Origin of the sequence: Streptomyces sp. NPDC002773, assembly GCF_040295605.1 — a bacterium.
GTDB lineage: Bacteria > Actinomycetota > Actinomycetes > Streptomycetales > Streptomycetaceae > Streptomyces.
Genome location: NZ_JBEOVO010000022.1, coordinates 52,411 through 71,527 on the forward strand (window position 1 = coordinate 52,411; position 19,117 = coordinate 71,527).

The 19,117-nt window shown below is 69.9% G+C and carries 15 protein-coding genes; 6 read left to right on the forward strand and 9 right to left on the reverse strand.

The features are described from left to right. Positions 1 to 72: 72 nt before the first annotated feature. The 3 genes from ABT034_RS24365 to ABT034_RS24375 form a co-directional block, all read right to left on the reverse strand. Positions 73 to 759 carry an LmeA family phospholipid-binding protein gene (locus ABT034_RS24365; RefSeq protein WP_351218590.1) on the reverse strand — a complete coding sequence of 229 codons (687 nt, stop codon included), beginning with the start codon at positions 757 to 759 and terminating at the stop codon, positions 73 to 75. A gap of 180 nt (positions 760 to 939) precedes the next feature. Then, positions 940 to 2,088 (reverse strand): hypothetical protein, encoded by a 1,149-nt coding sequence (locus ABT034_RS24370; protein ID WP_351218592.1) that lies wholly within the window; start codon positions 2,086 to 2,088, stop codon positions 940 to 942. A gap of 11 nt (positions 2,089 to 2,099) precedes the next feature. After that, positions 2,100 to 2,354 (reverse strand): MoaD/ThiS family protein, encoded by a 255-nt coding sequence (locus ABT034_RS24375; protein WP_351218594.1) that lies wholly within the window; start codon positions 2,352 to 2,354, stop codon positions 2,100 to 2,102. A gap of 435 nt (positions 2,355 to 2,789) precedes the next feature. Here ABT034_RS24375 and ABT034_RS24380 point away from each other — a divergent pair, with 435 nt between their 5' ends. From ABT034_RS24380 to ABT034_RS24400, 5 genes are all read left to right on the forward strand, one after another. Continuing rightward, a complete protein-coding gene (locus ABT034_RS24380) occupies positions 2,790 to 3,638 on the forward strand; it encodes a response regulator transcription factor (RefSeq protein WP_351218596.1) in 849 nt (282 codons plus the stop codon). Positions 3,639 to 3,662: 24 nt separating this feature from the next. Continuing rightward, on the forward strand, positions 3,663 to 4,688 hold the full coding sequence (locus ABT034_RS24385) for a LacI family DNA-binding transcriptional regulator (protein ID WP_351218599.1): 1,026 nt from the start codon (positions 3,663 to 3,665) through the stop codon (positions 4,686 to 4,688). 100 nt (positions 4,689 to 4,788) lie between these two features. Then, positions 4,789 to 5,793, forward strand: coding sequence for a S1C family serine protease (locus tag ABT034_RS24390; RefSeq protein ID WP_351218601.1), 1,005 nt, complete (start codon positions 4,789 to 4,791; stop codon positions 5,791 to 5,793). Between the two features lie 32 nt (positions 5,794 to 5,825). After that, entirely contained in the window at positions 5,826 to 6,557 is a 732-nt protein-coding gene (locus ABT034_RS24395; protein ID WP_351218603.1) for a response regulator transcription factor, read from the forward strand. Further along, complete coding sequence (locus ABT034_RS24400) at positions 6,554 to 7,945, forward strand: sensor histidine kinase (protein WP_351218605.1); 1,392 nt, start codon at positions 6,554 to 6,556, stop codon at positions 7,943 to 7,945. Before ABT034_RS24395 ends, ABT034_RS24400 begins: the two co-directional genes overlap by 4 nt. Before the next feature lie 119 nt (positions 7,946 to 8,064). Here the strand turns inward: ABT034_RS24400 and ABT034_RS24405 are convergent, their stop codons facing one another. The 6 genes from ABT034_RS24405 to ABT034_RS24430 all read right to left on the reverse strand — a co-directional run bounded on the left by ABT034_RS24405 (position 8,065) and on the right by ABT034_RS24430 (position 18,057). Beyond that, positions 8,065 to 10,560: an FG-GAP-like repeat-containing protein gene (locus tag ABT034_RS24405; protein ID WP_351218607.1), complete on the reverse strand. Its 2,496-nt coding sequence runs from the start codon at positions 10,558 to 10,560 to the stop codon at positions 8,065 to 8,067. Between the two features lie 197 nt (positions 10,561 to 10,757). Continuing rightward, positions 10,758 to 11,624, reverse strand: a complete 867-nt coding sequence (locus ABT034_RS24410) for a phosphatidylinositol-specific phospholipase C (RefSeq protein ID WP_351218609.1) — start codon at positions 11,622 to 11,624, stop codon at positions 10,758 to 10,760. A gap of 96 nt (positions 11,625 to 11,720) precedes the next feature. Beyond that, complete coding sequence (locus ABT034_RS24415; RefSeq protein WP_351218611.1) at positions 11,721 to 14,219, reverse strand: FG-GAP repeat domain-containing protein; 2,499 nt, start codon at positions 14,217 to 14,219, stop codon at positions 11,721 to 11,723. Between the two features lie 402 nt (positions 14,220 to 14,621). Next, the gene (locus ABT034_RS24420) at positions 14,622 to 17,084 is read right to left on the reverse strand and encodes an FG-GAP repeat domain-containing protein (protein WP_351218613.1); all 2,463 of its coding nucleotides are present in this window, start codon (positions 17,082 to 17,084) and stop codon (positions 14,622 to 14,624) included. A gap of 181 nt (positions 17,085 to 17,265) precedes the next feature. Then, positions 17,266 to 17,760 carry a hypothetical protein gene (locus ABT034_RS24425; protein ID WP_351218615.1) on the reverse strand — a complete coding sequence of 165 codons (495 nt, stop codon included), beginning with the start codon at positions 17,758 to 17,760 and terminating at the stop codon, positions 17,266 to 17,268. A 12-nt stretch (positions 17,761 to 17,772) separates the two neighbouring features. Further along, the gene (locus tag ABT034_RS24430; RefSeq protein WP_351218617.1) at positions 17,773 to 18,057 is read right to left on the reverse strand and encodes a hypothetical protein; all 285 of its coding nucleotides are present in this window, start codon (positions 18,055 to 18,057) and stop codon (positions 17,773 to 17,775) included. Between the two features lie 342 nt (positions 18,058 to 18,399). Here ABT034_RS24430 and ABT034_RS24435 point away from each other — a divergent pair, with 342 nt between their 5' ends. Beyond that, the gene (locus ABT034_RS24435; protein WP_351218619.1) at positions 18,400 to 19,062 is read left to right on the forward strand and encodes a ScbR family autoregulator-binding transcription factor; all 663 of its coding nucleotides are present in this window, start codon (positions 18,400 to 18,402) and stop codon (positions 19,060 to 19,062) included. The last annotated feature ends 55 nt before the right edge of the window (positions 19,063 to 19,117 follow it).

Consider the following 19,117-nt stretch of genomic DNA (forward strand, 5'->3'; position numbering starts at 1 on the left):
GCGGTACCGGGCCTCGGGCCCTGTTTCTACGGATCGGACAGCGGTGTCTCACCATGTGATCCGCGGGGGTCCTCAGCCCGCCAGGACTATGTCCTTGCCGGTCACGGTGACGGCCAGGCCCTCCGGTCGCGGCTCGACCTTCTCCACCTTCATGCCGGCGATCAGACCGATCGGGCGCTCGAAGTCGGTCCGCTCGCGCACCATGTCCTCGATGCCGGGGATGCCCTCGCCGGGCACCTCGTCGGCGCGGACCTTGATGGTGCCGCCGTTCACCACGGTCACCGTCGAGAGGACCGTACGGGTCAGGGTGCGGCCCATGACCGTCACGCTGCCGGTCACCTTCACCTTGCCGTTCTCCCCGTAGGCGACGGTGGCCTCCCGCTCGGAGGCGGCCGTGAGGTCCGCGTACGAGATGACGGCGGTCCCGCTCGCGGAACCCGCCCTGGCGCCCGCCCAGTCCCCGGTCACGGTGACGTCCCGCAGCGCCACGGCCAGCTCGCCGACCCGGATCTGCCGGCTGCCCGCCGTCGCCTGCACGCCCTGCGCCTTCACGTCGATCTCGTCGAACCGCTTGTCCGCGACCTGGGTGAGGAACGGGAAGCCCTTGATGTCGACCTCTATGGAGTCGCTGCGGGCGGCCGAGAGCTTCACCCGGCTCGACGCCTCCGACTCGGCGTACGACAGCGCCAGCCGGTCGATCCCGACGAGGACCCCGCCCAGCACGACGGCAACGATCAACAGAATCCGCAGTGCTCGCATGGGCTGAGTGTCCCCCCGTTGGAAGTGGATATGTGCCGGCCCCCCGACACGAAGATCGACGTGCCGGGGGGCCGGTTGGTTCCCGGGCACCTTCCGGATCAGGGTCCGGTCAGGGCCGGTCAGGGCCGGGTAGGGGTCGTTCCGGGGCGGCACCAGGGCCGTACCGCCGCCGCCCCGGGGTCAGGCGAGGGCCCGGCCGAGCAGGTACACGGCGGGCGCCGCGGCGGTCAGCGGCAGCGCCACCCCGGCCGTCATGTGGACGAAGCGGGACGGGTAGTCGTAGCTGGCCACCCGCAGGCCGACGAGCGCGCAGACCCCGGCGCCGAGGCCGAGCAGCGCCCCGGAGGTACCCAGGTCCGTGAACCCGCCTGCCGCGATCCCCGCGCCCGCCGAGGCGAGCAGCGCGGCGACCAGGGACACCGGGCCGGGCAGCGGGAGGGCCCGCGCCAGGACGGCGGCGGCGACCGCGGCCCCGCCGACGACCACCGCGTCGGGCGCGGCGCCGAGGTGCCCGGTGGCGATGACGGTCAGCGCCGCGGAGGCGATGGTGGCCATCAGGCCGTACATGCGCTCGTCCGGGTCGGCGTGGCTGCGCAGCTGGAGGACGAGGCAGAGCAGCACCCAGACGCCGAGCGTGCCGAGGATCGCGGCGGCCGCGTGCTCGCGGCCGGAGGCGAGCAGGGCGGCGTCGGCGGCGAGCCCGCCCGCGAAGGCGAGGGCGATGCCCTGCCGGGCGGGCCACATGCCGTTGAGCCGGAACCAGCCGGCGGCGGTGAGGCCCTGGAGCAGGACGAGCGGGACGAGCAGGCCGTACGTGCCGAGGGCGGCGCCCCCGGCCAGCAGCAGCCCGAGGACGGCGGTCAGCGCGGCGGGCCGCATCCCGGGCTCGATCACGGGCGAACGACCTTCGGCGCGGGCGCGCTGGGCGTCGGTCATCGGGGCGGTCGGGGTGCTGCCGGTGTTGCTGCTGTTGCCGGCGTTCCCTGAGGTCGTGGGCGTGGACCAAGCGGGGGCCGGGGCCGCGGCCGGGACCTCATAGGGCTCGGACTGCGGCGGCTCCGCGTAGGAGCCGGCGGAGCCCCCGTACGGCGGGTACTGCTCGTACGACTGGTGCTGCTGCTCGTACGACTGCTGCTGCTGGCTCTGCGCGGCCCTCGCGGCCTGGACCTGTTCGTACGAGACGGCCGGCTGGTACTGGGTGTCCCAGGTCTGCCCCTCCCACGTCTGGGTGACGTCGGGGCTCCGCGGGACCTCGTCCGCGCCCTGGCTTCGGCCCTGGTTCGCGTACGGGTCGTACTGCTGACCGCCGTAGTACTGGTCGTTGCTCATTGCTCTGGGGTTCACCCTCCTGCGAACGGGGGGAGCACCTCGACCGTGCCGCCCTCGGCAAGCCGTACCGTCTCATGGCTCCGGGTCCCGACGGGGTCGCCGTCGACCAGGAACGAGCACCGCTTGAGGACCTGGACGAGCTCGCCCGGGTGCTTCGCACGGGCCGCGTCGAGCGCCTCCGCGAGGTGCTCGGCGGTGTACGGCTCCTCCGCGATACCGGCGGCGGCCTTGGCCGCGGCCCAGTAGCGGATGGTTCCCGCTGCCATAGCGGCGCTCCCTTCGTTCGTGTGCGCGCCGCTCACCATGATGGGCTATGCGCGCCGACGCCGGACGCCGTATCGGTGACACTTGCGGTGGAGGGGTGGCAAACCGCCTTGATACGGACATCGTCATCCGTACGCAACATGGCCCGCCGGGAGCCGGAAGTGATCAGGGAGACATCCACGATGTGAAATCAGCCCTCTCCCCCGCAAGACATCTGGGCTATTCTGCTGGGCAGAGGATCCGGGCGACGCAGCCCCCGGGTCCTTTTGCGTTTTCCGACCGTTGTTACGGACGGATGAACAAAAGCTCTCGGGGCGCGAGAGCCGGTAGTGATCTGTACGAAGCAGTGCACGTCCTCGCAGGGACCGAGGAGGAACCGACGTTATGAGCGAGCGACCGAAGCACGACCGACCGACCACCGGGGCAGGTGGGGCGCGATGAGTTCACTGCTGCTCCTCACCAACGCCCTCCAGCCGTCGACCGAGGTGCTTCCCGCACTCGGCCTGCTGCTGCACAACGTCCGGGTCGCCCCGGCCGAGGGCCCCGCCCTCGTGGACACCCCCGGCGCGGACGTGATCCTGGTGGACGGCAGGCGGGACCTCCCGCAGGTGCGTTCGCTCTGCCAGCTGCTGCGGTCCACCGGGCCCGGCTGTCCGCTGATCCTCGTCGTCACCGAGGGCGGTCTCGCGGCCGTCACCGCCGACTGGGGCATCGACGACGTCCTCCTCGACACCGCGGGCCCGGCCGAGGTCGAGGCACGCCTCCGGCTCGCGATGGGCCGGCAGCAGATCGTCGCCGACGACTCCCCCATGGAGATCCGCAACGGCGACCTGTCGGTCGACGAGGCGACGTACAGCGCGAAGCTCAAGGGCCGGGTCCTGGACCTGACCTTCAAGGAGTTCGAGCTCCTCAAATACCTCGCCCAGCACCCGGGCCGCGTCTTCACGCGCGCGCAGCTCCTCCAGGAGGTGTGGGGGTACGACTACTTCGGCGGCACCCGGACGGTCGACGTCCACGTACGGCGGCTGCGGGCCAAGCTGGGCCCCGAGCACGAGTCGCTCATCGGCACCGTCCGCAACGTCGGCTACCGCTTCGTCACCCCGGAGAAGGTCGAGCGGGCGGCCGAGGAGGCGCGCGCCAAGGCGGAGGACGCCCGCGTGAAGGACGAGGCCCGCGCGAAGGCGGAGTCCCGCGCGAGCTCCCACGTCAAGGGCGCCACGACGGACATCACCCCCTCGGAGGACAGGAACGTGGCGGACGCCACAGTGCGACCTGCCGGTAGGTAGGTCCCCCCGCGTAGACTGCCGCGCGTGGCCAAGGTGACGCGGGATGACGTAGCTCGACTGGCAGGTACTTCGACCGCGGTCGTGAGCTACGTCATCAACAACGGACCCCGGCCGGTCGCCCCGGCCACGCGCGAGCGTGTCCTCGCCGCGATCAAGGAACTGGGCTACCGCCCCGACCGGGTCGCCCAGGCGATGGCGTCCCGGCGCACGGATCTCATAGGCATGATCGTCCCCGACGCGCGCCAGCCGTTCTTCGCGGAGATGGCGCACGCGGTCGAACAGGCCGCCGCCGAGCGCGGGAAGATGGTGCTCGTCGGCAACTCCGACTACCGGACCGAGCGCGAGGTCCACTACCTGCGTGCCTTCCTCGGCATGCGGGTCTCCGGTCTGATCCTGGTCAGCCAGGGCATGAGCGAGCAGGCCGCGAGCGAGATCGAGGCCTGGGACGCGCGCGTGGTGCTGCTCCACGAGCGGCCCGAGGCGATCGACGACGTGGCCGTCGTGACCGACGACATCGGCGGCGCCCAGCTCGCCACCCGGCACCTCCTGGAGCACGGTCACCCGTACGTGGCGTGCCTCGGCGGCGTGCCGAACACCCCGGCCGTCGGCGACCCGGTCGCCGACCACGAGGAGGGCTGGCGGCGGGCCATGCTGGAGGCGGGCCTCTCGATCGAGGGCCGGCTCTTCCAGGCCCCGTACAACCGCTACGACGCCTACCAGGTGGCCCTGAAGCTGCTCTCCGGCCCGGACAGGCCGCCGGCCATCTTCTGCTCCACCGACGACCAGGCCTTCGGTGTGCTCCGAGCGGCGCGCGAGCTGCGCATCGAGGTGCCGACGGAGCTGGCGGTCGCCGGCTTCGACGACGTGAAGGAAGCGGCGCTCACCGACCCGCCGCTGACGACGGTCTCCTCGGACCGGCCGGCGATGGCCCGGGCGGCGGTGGACCTCGTCCTCGACGACTCGCTCCGGGTCGCGGGCTCGCGCCGCGAACGCGTGAAGCTCTTCCCGTCGGCCCTGGTGGTCCGCCGCTCCTGCGGCTGCGACGGCTGATCCTCCCCCGGGGCTCCTTTATATGGGGCATACGGGGTTCTGTCGGGCTTCTCAGCCGCTCCTCAGACGGTTCTCATGTACGGCTCCGAGAGTCGTACCCATGACGGACTTCCAGGAGCAGCAGCCGCAGCCGTACTACCCGCCGAGGCCGCCGTACGACCCGCCGCGGGCGTACGAGCACGCGGCACCCGGAGTCACCGCTCCCGCCCCTTCCCGCCGCCGCGCCAAACGCGGTGTCGGCCTCGTCGCGGCCGTGGCCATCGCGGCCGCGGCGGTCGGCGGCGGCACCGCGACCCTCGTCGGCGAGCTGGCCTCCGGCACCCCGGTCGCCACCGCCTCCTCGAACGTCAGCGGCACCAACGTCTCCGCGAGCAGCACGGGCACGGTCGCCGGCGTCGCGGACGCTGTCTCCCCCTCCATCGTCGAGATCTCCGCCGCCTCGAACTCCGGCAAGTCCACCGGCTCGGGCGTGATCATCACCGCCGACGGCGAGATCGTCACCAACAACCACGTGATCTCCGGCGCGTCCGAGATCAGCGTGCGGCTCAGCGACGGCACGTCCTACGCCGCCGAGGTCGTCGGCACGGACCCCGCCAAGGACCTGGCCCTCATCAAGCTGAAGGGCGCCTCCGGCCTCAAGGCCGCCACGCTCGGCGACTCCTCCACGGTGCGGGTCGGCGACCAGGTCGTGGCGATCGGCTCCCCCGAGGGCCTGACCGGGACCGTCACCAGCGGCATCGTCTCCGCGCTCGACCGGGACGTGACCGTGGCGAAGGACGAGGAGAGCCAGGGGCAGGGCCAGGGGCAGCAGTACGACCCCCGGCAGGGCTGGCCGTTCGAATTCGGCGGACAGCAGTTCAACGGCGACACCGGCTCGTCGAAGACCACGTACAAGGCGATCCAGACCGACGCCTCGCTCAATCCGGGGAATTCCGGCGGCGCGCTGATCAATATGAACGGCGAGATCATCGGAATCAATTCGGCCATGTACGCGCCCAGTTCTTCGAACGGTTCCACCGCCGGAAGCGTCGGCCTCGGATTCGCCATTCCGGTCGACACCCTGAAGGCCGACCTGGACAGCCTGCGCGCGGGCGGCGGGAACTGACCGGCGAGCGGGCCTCGTGCGACGCTGAGCCCATGACGGGACAGCACAGCGAGGCCGAGCGCATCCTCATCGTCGACGACGAGCCCGCCGTACGGGAGGCCCTGCGCCGCAGCCTCGCCTTCGAGGGGTACGGGACCGAGGACGCCGTCGACGGCCTGGACGCGCTCACCCGGATGGAGTCGTACGCCCCCGATCTCGTCGTCCTCGACGTCCAGATGCCCCGCATGGACGGACTGACGGCGGCCCGCCGGATCAGGGCCTCCGGCTCGACCGTGCCCATCCTGATGCTCACCGCCCGCGACACGGTCGGCGACCGGGTCACCGGGCTCGACGCGGGCGCGGACGACTACCTGGTGAAGCCCTTCGAGCTGGACGAGCTGTTCGCCCGGATCAGGGCGCTGCTCCGGCGCAGCTCGTACGCCTCGGCGACGGCCGGCGCCGCCGCCGACACCGACGTCCTCGCCTTCGAGGACCTGCGGATGGACCTGGCCACGCGCGAGGTGACCCGGGGCGGGCGGACGGTCGAGCTGACGCGGACCGAGTTCACCCTCCTGGAGATGTTCCTGGCGCACCCCCGGCAGGTGCTGACCCGGGAGCAGATCCTCAAGGCGGTGTGGGGCTTCGACTTCGAGCCGAGTTCGAACTCGCTCGACGTGTACGTGATGTATCTGCGGCGCAAGACGGAGGCGGGCGGCGAGCCGCGCCTCGTGCACACCGTGCGGGGCGTGGGGTACGCGCTGCGCGGAGGGGGAGGCGGGGAGTGAGGAGTCCCCTCACCTGGTTCCGGTCACGGCCGCTGCGGTCCCGGCTGGCGCTCCTGACGGCGACGGCGGTCGCCGTGGCGGTGGCGGCGGTGTCGCTGGCCTGCTGGTTCGTGACGCGGGCGCAGTTGGAGGCGGAGCTGGACTCCTCGCTGCGCAGCACCCGGCTCGACCCGTCCGGGGTGCAGGGCCTGCTCCTGCTCTGCCGGCAGGGCGGCACACCGCCGCCGGTGGCGGGCTCGTTCACGGTCCAGGTGATCCTCGCCAACGGCAGCGTGTGCACCTCGGGCAAGGCCGCGATCCCGGCGGAGAACGACGATCTCGCGGTGGCGCAGGGACGCCTCCGGTACGCCCTGCACACGGTGAAGGACGCCACCGGCCGGGAGATGCGGGTCTACACCTATCCGCAGGAGGGCCCGATCGGGCTCGCCGTGTCGGTCGCCCGGCCGCTCGCCGAGATCGACAACTCGATGTCCACCCTGCGCTGGGTGCTGCTCCTGGTCTCCGGGATCGGCGTGGTCGGCGCGGGCGCGGCCGGACTGTGGGTGGCGCGGACCGGACTCGAACCGGTGAACCGGCTGACCGGGGCGGTCGAGCACGTCGCCGCGACGGAGGACCTGACCGTGCGCATCCCGGTGGACGGCGAGGACGAGATCGCCCGCCTGTCCCGTTCGTTCAACGCGATGACGGCGGCGCTCGCGATCTCCCGCGACCGGCAGGCGCAGCTGATCGCGGACGCGGGCCATGAGCTGCGTACCCCGCTCACCTCGCTCCGTACGAACGTCGAACTGCTCGCGCGCAGCGAGGAGACGGGCCGGGCGATCCCGCCGGAGGACCGGCGGGCCCTGATGGCCTCGGTGAAGGCGCAGATGACGGAGCTGGCGGCGCTGATCGGCGACCTCCAGGAGCTGGCCCGCCCGGACGCGGCGCAGCCGGGTCCCCTGGAGGTGGTGCCGCTGCACACGATCCTGCGGGCGGCCCTGGACCGGGCGCGGCTGCGCGGCCCCGGGCTGACCCTGGTCACGGACCTGGCGCCCTGGTACGTACGGGCGGAACCGGCCGCCCTCGAGCGGGCCCTGATGAACGTCCTGGACAACGCGGTGAAGTTCTCGCCGCCCCGGGGCACGGTCGAGGTCACCCTGATGCGCGGCGAACTGACCGTCCGCGACCAGGGCCCCGGCATCGCCCCGGACGAGCTCCCGCACGTCTTCGACCGCTTCTGGCGCTCCCCCTCGGCCCGCAGCCTCCCGGGCTCGGGCCTCGGTCTGTCGATCGTGGCCCGTACGGTCCACCACGCGGGCGGCACGATCACCCTCACCCCGGCGGAGGGCGGCGGCACGGTGGCGACGGTCCGACTGCCGGGGGCGCCGACGCCGCCGCCGGAGGGGTGACCGGGGCGCCTGACGCCGGGGGCGCCCGGAAGCATGACGGGCACGCGTCACGTCCCGCCAGAGCGAGGGGCCGGGCATCCGCGTCGCTGCGGATGCCCGGCCCCGGTGTCATCGCTGGATCACAGGATGTCCTTGTAGGCCCCCCAGTCGGCGATCGTCGACATCTTCGCCGGAGTGCCGAAGCTGCCGTCGCCCTTGCCGGGCCACTGCCACAGCTGGCCACTGCTGTCGACACCGGCCATGTCGCCGTAGCGGTCGCTGTTGAAGTCACCGGCGAACACCTTGGTGACCGTTCCGAAGCCGTTCGGAGCCCAGGTCTGCCTGACGCCCTGGGTCCAGCGGGCGTCGGGCGCGGAGGGGCCCGGGTGCAGCTCCAAGGCCGTCGGGTGGGGCATCTTCGCGATGTCCATACGACCGTCACCGGTCACGTCCAGTGCGGAGAACTCGGTCTCCGTGCGCGATGCGTAGATGTACTCGTAGCCGTAACTCACGGTGAGGGTGGAGTTGATCCCGCCGTCCCCGTCGCCGGGATACCAGAAGATGCTGTCGTCGTCGTAGTTGCCCTGTTCCGAGCCCTGGCCGCAGGCAGCCGCGATGTCCGTCTTTCCGTCGCCGTTGAAGTCGGAGGCGAAGGCGACCCGACACGGATTGTGGACGCCGGGGTTGAAGGCGGCCTGCCTCTTGTACCGGTTGTCCATCAGCGGTTGAGCCGTCGCGCCGACCCCGCTGTCGCCGTCTCCCGCCCACCACCACACATAGATGCCGTCGAAGGCCCCGACGTCGCCGAACCCGTCCCCGTTGAAATCGCCGGCGAAGACGCTGACGTACGCGCTGCCGCGGCCGTCGGTCCACAGCATCCGCTTGTTCCCGAGGGTGCCGTTGCCGTTGCCCGGGAAGAGGGCGAGGTTGCCGTCCGTCTGGAGGGCCAGGACATCGGACACACCGTCGGAGTTGAAGTCCTGCGGCGGGGTGATACCGGGGGTGACGCTATGGACGTCGCAGGCCGGCAGCCCGGGGTAGGGTTCCGCGCCCACGCCGGTGATCTTGTCGGCCGGTACGAAGCCCCAGCCCTGCCAGTTGGTCCAGCCCGACGCCGTGTCGCCCTTGACGTAGTACCAGATGCGGTTTCCCGCGCCGTTCATGTCACCGCTGCGCCAGCACACGAAGCCGTGCGTGCCCGCAAGAAGCTGCCCGGTCGTCTGCGACGTGGTGAACGGCTCGATTTTCACGTCGGAGGCCAGGCTCTCGCAGTTCATCTCCTTGGTGAACGACCTGCCGTCGGGGTCCGTGTAGCTCACGTCCGTGACCAGGAAGCACTCGCCGTTGTTCGCGATCTCCACGGTGAACTTCGCGTACGCCGTCAGGAACTGCCGGGTGCTGTCGACCTTGGCACCCTCGGCGGCGAGGGTGGTCCGTACGCCCAGGTCCACGAGGTTCGTGCCACTCGCCGCGGCAGCCTTCGCCGCGCTCGTCGCGCCCAGGGTCAGCGTGCCCTTGGGGCAGGAGTAGGTGGAGTTCTTCGTCTTCCACACCGGCTGGTTGTTCCACGTCGTCGTGGCACCGGCGCGGCCCGTCTCCCACAGTTCGACAGGAGCGACGGAACAGTCGGTGGTATCCCCCGTCAGGTCCCTGAGGGACAGCGTCGCGTTCAGCACCTGGCGCCCGGCCAGGTAGGGAACGTTCACCTGGAAGAACGAGCGCGTACGCGAGAACTTGCCGTTGGAGTCCTTGTAGGTCCCCATCCAGAGGCGGTCCGGATCCCAGTGGTGCCACGTGGGGGAGAACTCGTGCACCGCGTATCCGCCGGGCAGCTCCGCGCTGAACGTCGGGTCCACGTACACCGGATAGGTGGTCCCGGGACCGGTCAGCACCGTCTGGTCGGGGACGACCGAGAGGCTCTCGCCCGCGACCGCGGTCTCCATGACCGCCTGCTTCCTCTTGCCACCCTTACCGCTGTCCCACATCAACGGCGCCGGCCCGGAGAACCGCGTACGGCCCTTGCCGTCGGCCGCCCTCAAGCCCTGCTTCTCGTCGGCGGTCAGCTTCAGCCCGTTCGACGTGACGCCGTACGTCAGCTTCTTCAGCTTCGGGTTCTTCGCAGCCTTGGCGTCCTTCACGACCAGCAGCTGCTGGAACCCCTTCGCGTCCACCTCGACCCGGAGGTCGATCCCGGGCAGCACCTCGGCATACGTCGCCACCGAACCGGCCAGCGTCGGCTTGGGCAGCTTGCCCGGCCAGCTGTACTCCAGCACATGCGTATCGTCATTGAGCCGGACCAGCGGACCCGTCCCACCGTCGGAGAGCTCGATGCCCGCCGCCGCGGCCCTGGGCCTCACGCCGTTCTTCCCGGCCACCAGATCGGTGTCGATCGCCACCCACTTGCCACCCAGACGTGTCCGCACGGGCTTCAGATGCGTCGTCACCGTCAACGTGCCGGACGGATTCGCGAACACCTCGGACGTCTCGGTGCGCTGCTCCACGATCTCCACCGGACCCCCGGAGGACTTCGCCTTCGCCAGCGCCGACACCTCGATGCCTCCGGCCGCCTCACCGGAATCCGGTTCGGGGACCGCCGCCGCAATTCCCAACCCCGTCCCCAGAGTGGAAAGAACCACGAGCAGGCTCAGGGCGAGCACGGACTTACGACTACGCCCCCGCCCTGCGTCATTCCTCGTCAACATCGAAACTTCTCCGGATCTGTCAGTACCGCACTCCCCTCGTCAGGATGCCGGAAGCCCCTGACATGACCCTGATGATCCGCCTCCGGGGTGATGACGCACGGCCCCTGCCGGGATACCGAAGGGGCAGCGGCCTAGTTGTGCCGGAGTAGGGCTTCGACGAGACCCGTCCGGGTGTTCGGGAAGTCCATGGGGACGATCCCGAGCCCCGTGCGGCCGGACATCTCGGCGCCGTCGAGGAAGCCGTGCACGCGCGGGTTGAGGCGGTCGGAGTTCCAGCGGGGCGGCAGCGAGGCGGAGGTGCTGACGAAGTTCACGTAGAGCCGGCCGGGCTGTGCGACGGCTGCACGGAAGTGGGCCTCGATCTTGGGGTACTTGGCGTCGGGCAGCGCGTTCCAGTCGTCCTGGGTCGCGAAGACGGAGCCGTCGCCCCACCGCAGGCCCGGCAACCCGCCGTTGTCGGCGAAGAGGACGACCCGGCCGCGGGCCTCGCCGAGGAGGGGCAGCCGGTCCCCGATGCGGAAGAGGGAGCGCCAGCCGCGTACGTCGAGGTAGTCGTCGAAGACCGCGCGGAAGGTGGCGTCGGACTCCTGGGAGTACTCCTGCTTGACCCGCATGAGGACGGTCTCGGAGGGGTGTACGGCGAGGAAGTCGCGGCAGGCGACGAGGACGTCCCCGAACATCATGTTCTGGTAGGAGGCGCCGTGGTGGATCGCGAAGGATCCGCCGGTCACCCGGCACCGGATGTCCAGGAAGCGGATGCCGCTCGCCAGCTGCTGGGCGATGGTCGTGTTCTGGCAGGCGCTCCAGGGGCCGCCGTAGCGGGCGCCGGAGTCGTGGGTGCCGGGGATGGTGAGCTTCTGGAGCGGGGTGGGGTCGCCGTGGCCGGCCATCCAGTCCTGCGGCCCGAGGGTCCGGGTGCGCGCCCGGGCGGGCGCGGTTCCGAGGAGGAGGGTGGCGGTGGTCGCCGCGGCGCCCGCGAGAAGGCTTCGTCGGTCCATGACCCGGATTATGACGGGTACGCGTCAAATCCCGCCAGAGCGAGAGGCCGGGCATCCACGTCGCTGCGGATGCCCGGCCCCGCTGTCATCGCCGGATCACATGAGGTCCCTGTAGGCCCCCCAGTCGGTGGTCGTCGACATCTTCACCGGGGCGCCGAAGGTGCCGTCGCCCTTGCCGGGCCACTGCCACAGCTGGCCACTGCTGTCGACACCGGCCATGTCGCCGTAGCGGTCGCCATTGAAGGCACCGGCGAACACCTTGGTGACCGTGCCGAAGCCGTTCGGCGCCCAGGCCTGCCTGGCACCCGAGGCGTAGGAGGAGTTGGGTGCGAGGGGGCCCGGGTTCAACTCCAGGACCGTCGGAGAGGCCATCCTCGCGACGTCCATGCGGCCGTCACCGGTGATGTCCAGCGTGGAGAACTCGGTCTCCGTACGGCTCGCGTAGACATACTCGTGGCCGATACTCCCACCCAGGGTGGCGTTGATCCCGCCGTCTCCGTCGCCGGGCCACCACCAGATGGAGTCGTCGTTGTAGTTGCCCTGTTCCGAGCCCTGGCCGCAGGCCGCCGCGACGTCCGTCTTCCCGTCGCCGTTGAAGTCGGCGGCGAAAGCGACCCGACACGGCTCGTGGATCCCCGGGTCGATGGCGAACTGGCCCCCGTACTTGTGGTCTATCAGCGGTTGAGCCGTCTGACTGACCCCGCTGCTGCCGTCGCCGGGCCACCACCAGACACGGGCGTTCTCGAAGCCCCCGATGTCACCGATCCCATCCATGTTGAAGTCGCCGGTGAAGATGCTGGCGTACTTGCTGCCGCGGCCGTCGGTCCACAGCATCCGCTTGCTCCCGACGGTGCCGTTGCCGTTGCCCGGGAAGAGGGCCAGGTTGCCGTCCGTCTGGAGGGCCACGATGTCGGACAGGCCGTCGGAGTTGAAGTCCTGCGGCGGAGTGATGCCGGGGGCGACCTTGTGGGCGTCGCAGGCCGGCAGTCCGGGATAGGGGTGCGAGACGATGTCGGGGATCTTGTCAGCCGGCACGAAGCCCCAGCCCTGCCAACGGGTCCAGCCCGAGGCCGTGTCGCCCTTGACGTAGTACCAGATGCGGTTTCCCGCGGCGTTCATGTCACCGCTGCGCCAGCACACGAAGCCGTGCGTGCCCGCCAGCAGCTGGCCGGTCGTCTGCGACGTGGTGAACGGCTCGACCTTCACGACGGATGCCAGGTTCTTGCAGGTCACCTCCTCGGTGAACGACCTGCTGTCGGGGTCCGTGTAGCGAACATCCTTGTTCGGGAAGCACGAGCCGTCCGCCATGAGCTCGGCGGTGAACTTCGCGTTGACCGTCGGGAAGTGCCGCTCGTTGTTCGCCTGCGCGTCTTCTGCGGTGCCGGAGATCCGCATGCCCATGTCCACGAGACTCGTGCCACTCGTCGCGGCGGCCTGCGCCGCACTCGTCGTGTCGAAGGTCATCGTGCCCTTGGGGCAGGAGTAGGAGCCCAGCTTCGTCTTCCACGCGGGCTGGTTGTTCCACGTCGTCGTGCCACCGGCGCGACCCGTCTCCCACAGGTCCACGGGGGCGAGGGAACAGTTCCCCGCCCAATCCGAGCGGTCCTGCAGGGTCAGCGACGCCTTCACCACCTGACGCCAGGCCAGGTAGGGAACGTCCACCTGGAAGAACGCGCGGTTGCGCACGTACTTGTTGAGATGGACGGTCCAGTGGGCCCCCATCCTCATCCAGTCCGCGTTCCAGGCGTGGTAGTCGGGGTGGGAGTCGAACACATTGTGTGCGCCCGACATGCCCGTGGTGAACGTCGGGTCCACGTAGACCGGGTAGGTGGTGCCCGCGTCGGTCAGCAGCTTCTGGTCGGGGACGACCGTGAGGCTCTCGCCCGCGACGGCGGTCTCCATGACCACCTGCTTCCTCTTGCCGCCCTTGCCGCTGTCCCACATCTGCGGCGCCGGCCCGGAGAACCGCGTACGGCCCTTGCCGTCGGCCGCCCTCAGGCCCTGCTTCTCGTCGGCGGTCAGCTTCAGCCCGTTCGACGTGACGCCGTACGTGAGCTTCTTCAGCTTCGGGTTCTTGGCGGCCTTGGCGTCCTTGACGACCAGCAGCTGCTGGAACCCCTTCGCGTCGACCTCGACCCGGAGGTCGATCCCGGGCAGCACCTCGGGGTACGTCGCCACCGAGCCGGCCAGCGTCGGCTTGGGCAGCTTGCCCGGCCAGCTGTACTCCAGCACATGCGTGTCGTCGTTGAGCCGGACCAGCGGACCCGTTCCGCCGTCGGAGAGCTCGATGCCCGCCGCCGCGGCCTTGGGCACCACGCCGTTCTTCCCGGCCACCAGATCGGTGTCGATCCCGACCCACTTGCCGCCCAGACGTGTCCGTACCGGCTTCAGGTGCGTCGTCACCGTCAACGTGCCGGACGGATTCGCGTACACCTCGGACGTCTCGGTGCGCTGCTCCACGATCTCCACCGGATCCCCGGAGGACTTCGCCTTCGCCAGCGCCGACACCTCGATGCCTCCGGCCGCCTCACCGGAATCCGGTTCGGGGACCGCCGCGGCTATTCCCAGCCCTGTTCCCAGGGTGGAAAGAGCCACGAGCACGCTCAGGGCGAGCACGGATCTGCGACTGCGCCCCCGCCCTGTGTCATTCCTCGTCAACATCGAAACTTCTCCGGATCTGTCAGTACCACGCTCCCCTCGTCAGGATGCCGGACGCCCCTGACATGCCCCTGATGATCTGCCTCCGGGGTGATGACGCACCACAGCGAGCCCACGGCGGCCGGCCGTGCACGGCGAGAAGGCGGCGCGGGCGGCCTAGTTGTGCCGGAGCAGGGCTTCGACGAGGCCCGCCCGGGTGTTCGGGAAGCCCCGGATTATGACGGGTACGCGTCAAGAAACCCAGACGGGGGACGCGTACGGCGGACGAGAGGGGGCCGCACACGGAGAGGCCGGGCATCCGCCTCGCGGCGGATGCCCGGCCCCGGTGTCACCGCTGGATCACATGATGTCCTTGAAGGTCCCCCAGTCGGTGGCGGTCGACATCTTCGCCGGGGTGCCGAAGGTGCCGTTGCCCTTGCCGGGCCACCACCACAGCTGGCCGCTGGCGTCGACGCTCGCGATGTCGCCGTAGCGGTCGCGGTTGAAGTCACCGGCGAACATCTTGGTGACCGCGCCGAAGCCGTTCGGCGGCCAGGCCTGCGTGGTGCCCGAGCCGTAGGAGGAGTTGCTCGCGAGGGGGCCCGGGTTCAACTCCAGGACCGCCGCGGAGGCCATCCTCGCGATGTCCATGCGGCCGTCACCGGTGATGTCCAGCGTGGTGAACTGGGTCTCCGAGCGCCCTGCGTAGAGGTACTCGTAGCCGAGGCTCGCGCCCAGGGTGGCGTTGAACCCGCCGTCCCCGTCGCCAGGCCACCACCAGATGGAGTCGTCGTTGTAGTTGCCCTGTTCCGAGCCCTGGCCGCAGGCCGCCGCGACGTCCGTCTTCCCGTCGCCGTTGAAGTCGGCGGCGAAAGCGACCCGACACGGCTCGTGGACGCCCGGATTGATGCCGAACTGGCTGTTGTACTTGTGGTCGATCATGGGTTTGACCGTCATGGCGACCCCGCTGCTGCCGTCTCCGGGCCACCACCACAGATAGATGCCGTCGAAGGCCCCGATGTCACCGATCCCGTCCGTGTCGAAGTCGCCGGTGAAGATGCTGGCGTACTTGCTGCCGCGGCCGTCGGTCCACAGCATCCGCTTGCTCCCGACGGTGCCGTTGCCGTTGCCCGGATAGAGGGCCAGGTTGCCGTCCGTCTGGAGGGCCACGATGTCGGACAGGCCGTCGGAGTTGAAGTCCTGCGGCGGAGTGATGCCGGGGGTGACCTTGTGGGCGTCGCAGGCCGGCAGTCCGGGATAGGGGTGCGAGACGATGTCGGGGATCTTGTCAGCCGGCACGAAGCCCCAGCCCTGCCAACGGGTCCAGCCCGAGGCCGTGTCGCCCTTGACGTAGTACCAGATGCGGTTTCCCGCGGCGTTCATGTCACCGCTGCGCCAGCACACGAACCCGTGCTTGCCCGCAAGCAGCTGCCCGGTCGACTGCGCCGTGGTGAACGGTTCGACCTTCAGATCGGATGCCAGGTTCTGGCAGGTCACCTCCTCGGTGAACGTCCTGCCGTCGGGGTCCGTGTACCGGACATCCTTGTTCGGGAAGCACGAGCCGTCCGCCGCGAGCTCGGCGGTGAACTTCGCGTCGGCCGTCAGGAACGGCCGCTGGTTGTCCAGCTGGGCGTCCTCGGCGGTGCCGGAGATCCGCATGCCCAGATCCACCAGGTTCGTGCCGTTCGACGCGGCGGCCTGTGCCGCACTCGTCGTGTTGAAGGTCATCGTGCCCTTGGGGCAGGAATAGGAGGCGAGCTTCGTCTTCCACGCGGGCTGGTTGTTCCACGTCGTCGTGGCACCGGCGCGACCCGTCTCCCACAGGTCCACGGGGGCGAGGGAACAGTTCCCCGCCCAGTCCGTGCCGTCCTTCAGGGTCAATGACGCGCTCAGCACCTTGCGCCAGGCCAGGTACGGAACGTCCACCTGGAAGAACGAACGGTTGGGCACGTACCGGTTGAGGTGAGCGGACCAGTAAGCCCCCACCCTGATCCGGCTCGGGTCCCAGGCGTGGTAGTCGGGGTGGGTGGGGATCACCACGTGTGCGCCCGCCACCCCCGTGGTGAACGACGGGTCCACGTAGACCGGGTAGGTGGTGCCCGCGTCGGTCAGCAGCTTCTGGTCGGGGACGACCGTGAGGCTCTCGCCCGCGACGGCGGTCTCCATGACCACCTGCTTCTTCTTCGCGCCCTTGCCGCTGTCCCACATCAGGGGCGTCGGCCCGGAGAACGGCGTGCGGTCCTCGTCACCGGTCGCCTTCAGGCCCTGGTTCTCGTCGGCAGTCGCCTTCTGAGCCTGCTTCTCGTCGACGGTCGCCTGCAGACCCTGCTTCTCGTCGGCGGTCAGCTTCAGGCCGTTCGTCTTGATGCCGTACGTGAGCTTCTTCAGCTTCGGGTTCTTGGCGGCCTTGGCGTTCTTGACCACCAGCAGCTGCTGGAAGCCGTTCGCGTCGACCTCGACCTGGAGGTCGATTCCGGGCAGCACCTCGGGGTACGTCGCCACCGGGCCGGCCAGCGTCGGCTTGGGCAGCTTGCCCGGCCAGCTGTACTCCAGCACATGCGTGTCGTCGTTGAGCCGGACCAGCGGACCCGTTCCGCCGTCGGAGAGCTCGATGCCCGCCGCCGCGGCCTTGGGCACCACGCCGTTCTTCCCGGCCACCAGATCGGTGTCGATCCCGACCCACTTGCCGCCCTGACGTACCCGTACCGGCGACAGGTGCGTCGTCACGGTCAGCGTGCCGGACGGATTCGCGTGGACCTCGGTGGTCTCGGTCCGACGCTCGACCATCTCCACCGGCTTTCCGGAGGATTTCGCCTTCGCCATCGCCGACACCTCGACGCCTCCGCCCCCCTCACCGGAGTCCGGGCCGGGGTCCGTCGCGGCTATTCCCAGCCCTGTTCCCAGGGTGGAAAGGGTCACGAGCAGGCTGACGGCGAGCACGGACCTACGACCGCGCCCCCGCCCTGTGTCATTCCTCGTCAACATCGAAACTTCTCCGGATCTGTCAGTACCACGGGCAGCGGGGAAGCCCCGGGAAGGGATGCTGCATTCCTGCGGGGGTCAGGAGTTTGTTGGACTCCATGGCTCCCCAGCCCTCGAAGGCCTCGAAGGGGGCAACCGCCGAGTCGCCCTTCGTGTAGTACCAGACGGTGTTTCCACCGGAATGCGCCTGGCCTCGCGTCCAGCACACGAAGGTGCTCAGCGTGGAGGTCTTCTTTCCGGTGAGCGGGCTGTCGTAGGACGCGCGCCCGTAAACGTTTCCGGCGATGTTCTCGCACTTGACGTCGGTGCGGAAGACATTGCCCAGCTTGTCCTGCTGGAGAATGTTCTCCTCCAGCACGCAGGTGGCGGCGTGGGCGGTGCCCGTGTTCAGACCGCTCGTCAGCAGGGGAAGGGCGAGGGCCGCCACGGTCAGACCGCGGGCGGTACGGCCGAAACGGCCGAGACGACCGAGGCGGGACACGCCCTCCGGCCGGCTGTTGTCATTGGTTGCACGCATGTGTAAGGGCCCCTATCCCCAAGTGCACTTTCGCAGCCCCGGGAAGGGCGCCTTGGTGGTGCCGAGCGCATTCGCCGGCATATAACCCCAGGCCTGCTGGCCCGGGTTGTTCACGACCACGTCGCCCTTGGTGTAGTACCAGACGCTGTTCTTCCCGGCGTGCGGAGCTCCGAGCTTCCAGCAGGCGAACCAGCTCGTGGTCTTCGTCATCCTCCCGGTGACCGGGGATCCGAAGAAGGACTGGGAGGTCACATCTCCGACCGTGTTGGTGCAGTAGAGGTCGATGGGGAAAGACATTCCTCCCCAGTCGGCGTGCGGCGAGTTCTCTCGGATTTCACAGCCGGGTTCGGCGGAGACAGCGGGGGCGCTTCCGACGATTCCCCATGCACCGGCCATGGCGAATACGGGCAGCCAGGCCCACAGCCGGGCCTTTCTTGTTCTCATTCGAGCTCCCTGTGAGGCAGACCTCGCCAGGATGCCGGAAGCCCCTGACATGACCCTGATGATTGGCCTCCGGAAAGGTGACGCATTACGCTCCACGGGATACCGCACGGTCGGTTTTTAGTATCCTGGCCGCCCTCCCGAATGACGTCCTGACCAGACGCTCAATCGAACCCATACCTCTGACCAGGGGGCCTGATGGCCAAGCAGCAGCGGGCGATGCGTACACGTCGACTGATCCTCGACACGGCCGCCACGATGATCGAACGCAACGGGTACACGGCGACCAGCATCGACGGCATCTCCGCGACAGCGGGTACGACGAAGGGTGCGGTCTACTTCCACTTCCCGTCGAAACGCGACATCGCCGCCGCCCTCTTCGACGAGGCGCACGACTCGCTCCGCCAGATCGCGCTCGCGACCCGGGCCGCCGGCCCCGAGGCCTCGTCGCTGCAGAGCCTGATCGACACGACCCATCTGGTCGTACGGCAGTTCAACCGGGACGCCGTGACCCGGGCCTGCATCCAGCTCTGTCTGGAGCCCCACTGTCCGGCGCCCCAGGCGCGTGCCTACCGGCTCACCTGGGCGAGCACCGTGCGACTGCTCCTTGAATCGGCCTCCGTCCGCCGGGAGTTCAGGGAGGGCGTCAGCGCCCACGCCGTCGCCGCGCTCGTCATGTCCACGGTCGCCGGCGCCGAACTGCTCGCCGGACGGGAGGGCAGGCTGCTGCGGCCGCACATGACGACCGCGATGTGGCGGGTGATCCTGCCGGGGCTCGTCACGCCGGAGCGCGCCGCGACCCTCCACCCGGAGGGCTCCCCCGGGATACGGCTCGCGGACCCGAGCCCTCAGACACGCTGAGGCACACCGGACGACGCTGCCGGGGGACTCCGCCGGCCGAGACCGCCGGGCGACA

Excerpts from the sequence above, each read along its gene's own strand:
- ABT034_RS24375 (WP_351218594.1), bottom strand. The coding sequence starts at position 2,354 with ATGGCAGCGGGAACCATCCGCTACTGGGCCGCGGCCAAGGCCGCCGCC.
- ABT034_RS24410 (WP_351218609.1), bottom strand. The coding sequence starts at position 11,624 with ATGGACCGACGAAGCCTTCTCGCGGGCGCCGCGGCGACCACCGCCACC.
- ABT034_RS24430 (WP_351218617.1), bottom strand. The coding sequence starts at position 18,057 with ATGTCTTTCCCCATCGACCTCTACTGCACCAACACGGTCGGAGATGTG.
- ABT034_RS24380 (WP_351218596.1), top strand. The coding sequence starts at position 2,790 with ATGAGTTCACTGCTGCTCCTCACCAACGCCCTCCAGCCGTCGACCGAG.
- ABT034_RS24420 (WP_351218613.1), bottom strand. The coding sequence starts at position 17,084 with ATGGCGAAGGCGAAATCCTCCGGAAAGCCGGTGGAGATGGTCGAGCGT.
- ABT034_RS24365 (WP_351218590.1), bottom strand. The coding sequence starts at position 759 with ATGCGAGCACTGCGGATTCTGTTGATCGTTGCCGTCGTGCTGGGCGGG.
- ABT034_RS24435 (WP_351218619.1), top strand. The coding sequence starts at position 18,400 with ATGGCCAAGCAGCAGCGGGCGATGCGTACACGTCGACTGATCCTCGAC.
- ABT034_RS24395 (WP_351218603.1), top strand. The coding sequence starts at position 5,826 with ATGACGGGACAGCACAGCGAGGCCGAGCGCATCCTCATCGTCGACGAC.
- ABT034_RS24390 (WP_351218601.1), top strand. The coding sequence starts at position 4,789 with ATGACGGACTTCCAGGAGCAGCAGCCGCAGCCGTACTACCCGCCGAGG.
- ABT034_RS24425 (WP_351218615.1), bottom strand. The coding sequence starts at position 17,760 with ATGCGTGCAACCAATGACAACAGCCGGCCGGAGGGCGTGTCCCGCCTC.
- ABT034_RS24370 (WP_351218592.1), bottom strand. The coding sequence starts at position 2,088 with ATGAGCAACGACCAGTACTACGGCGGTCAGCAGTACGACCCGTACGCG.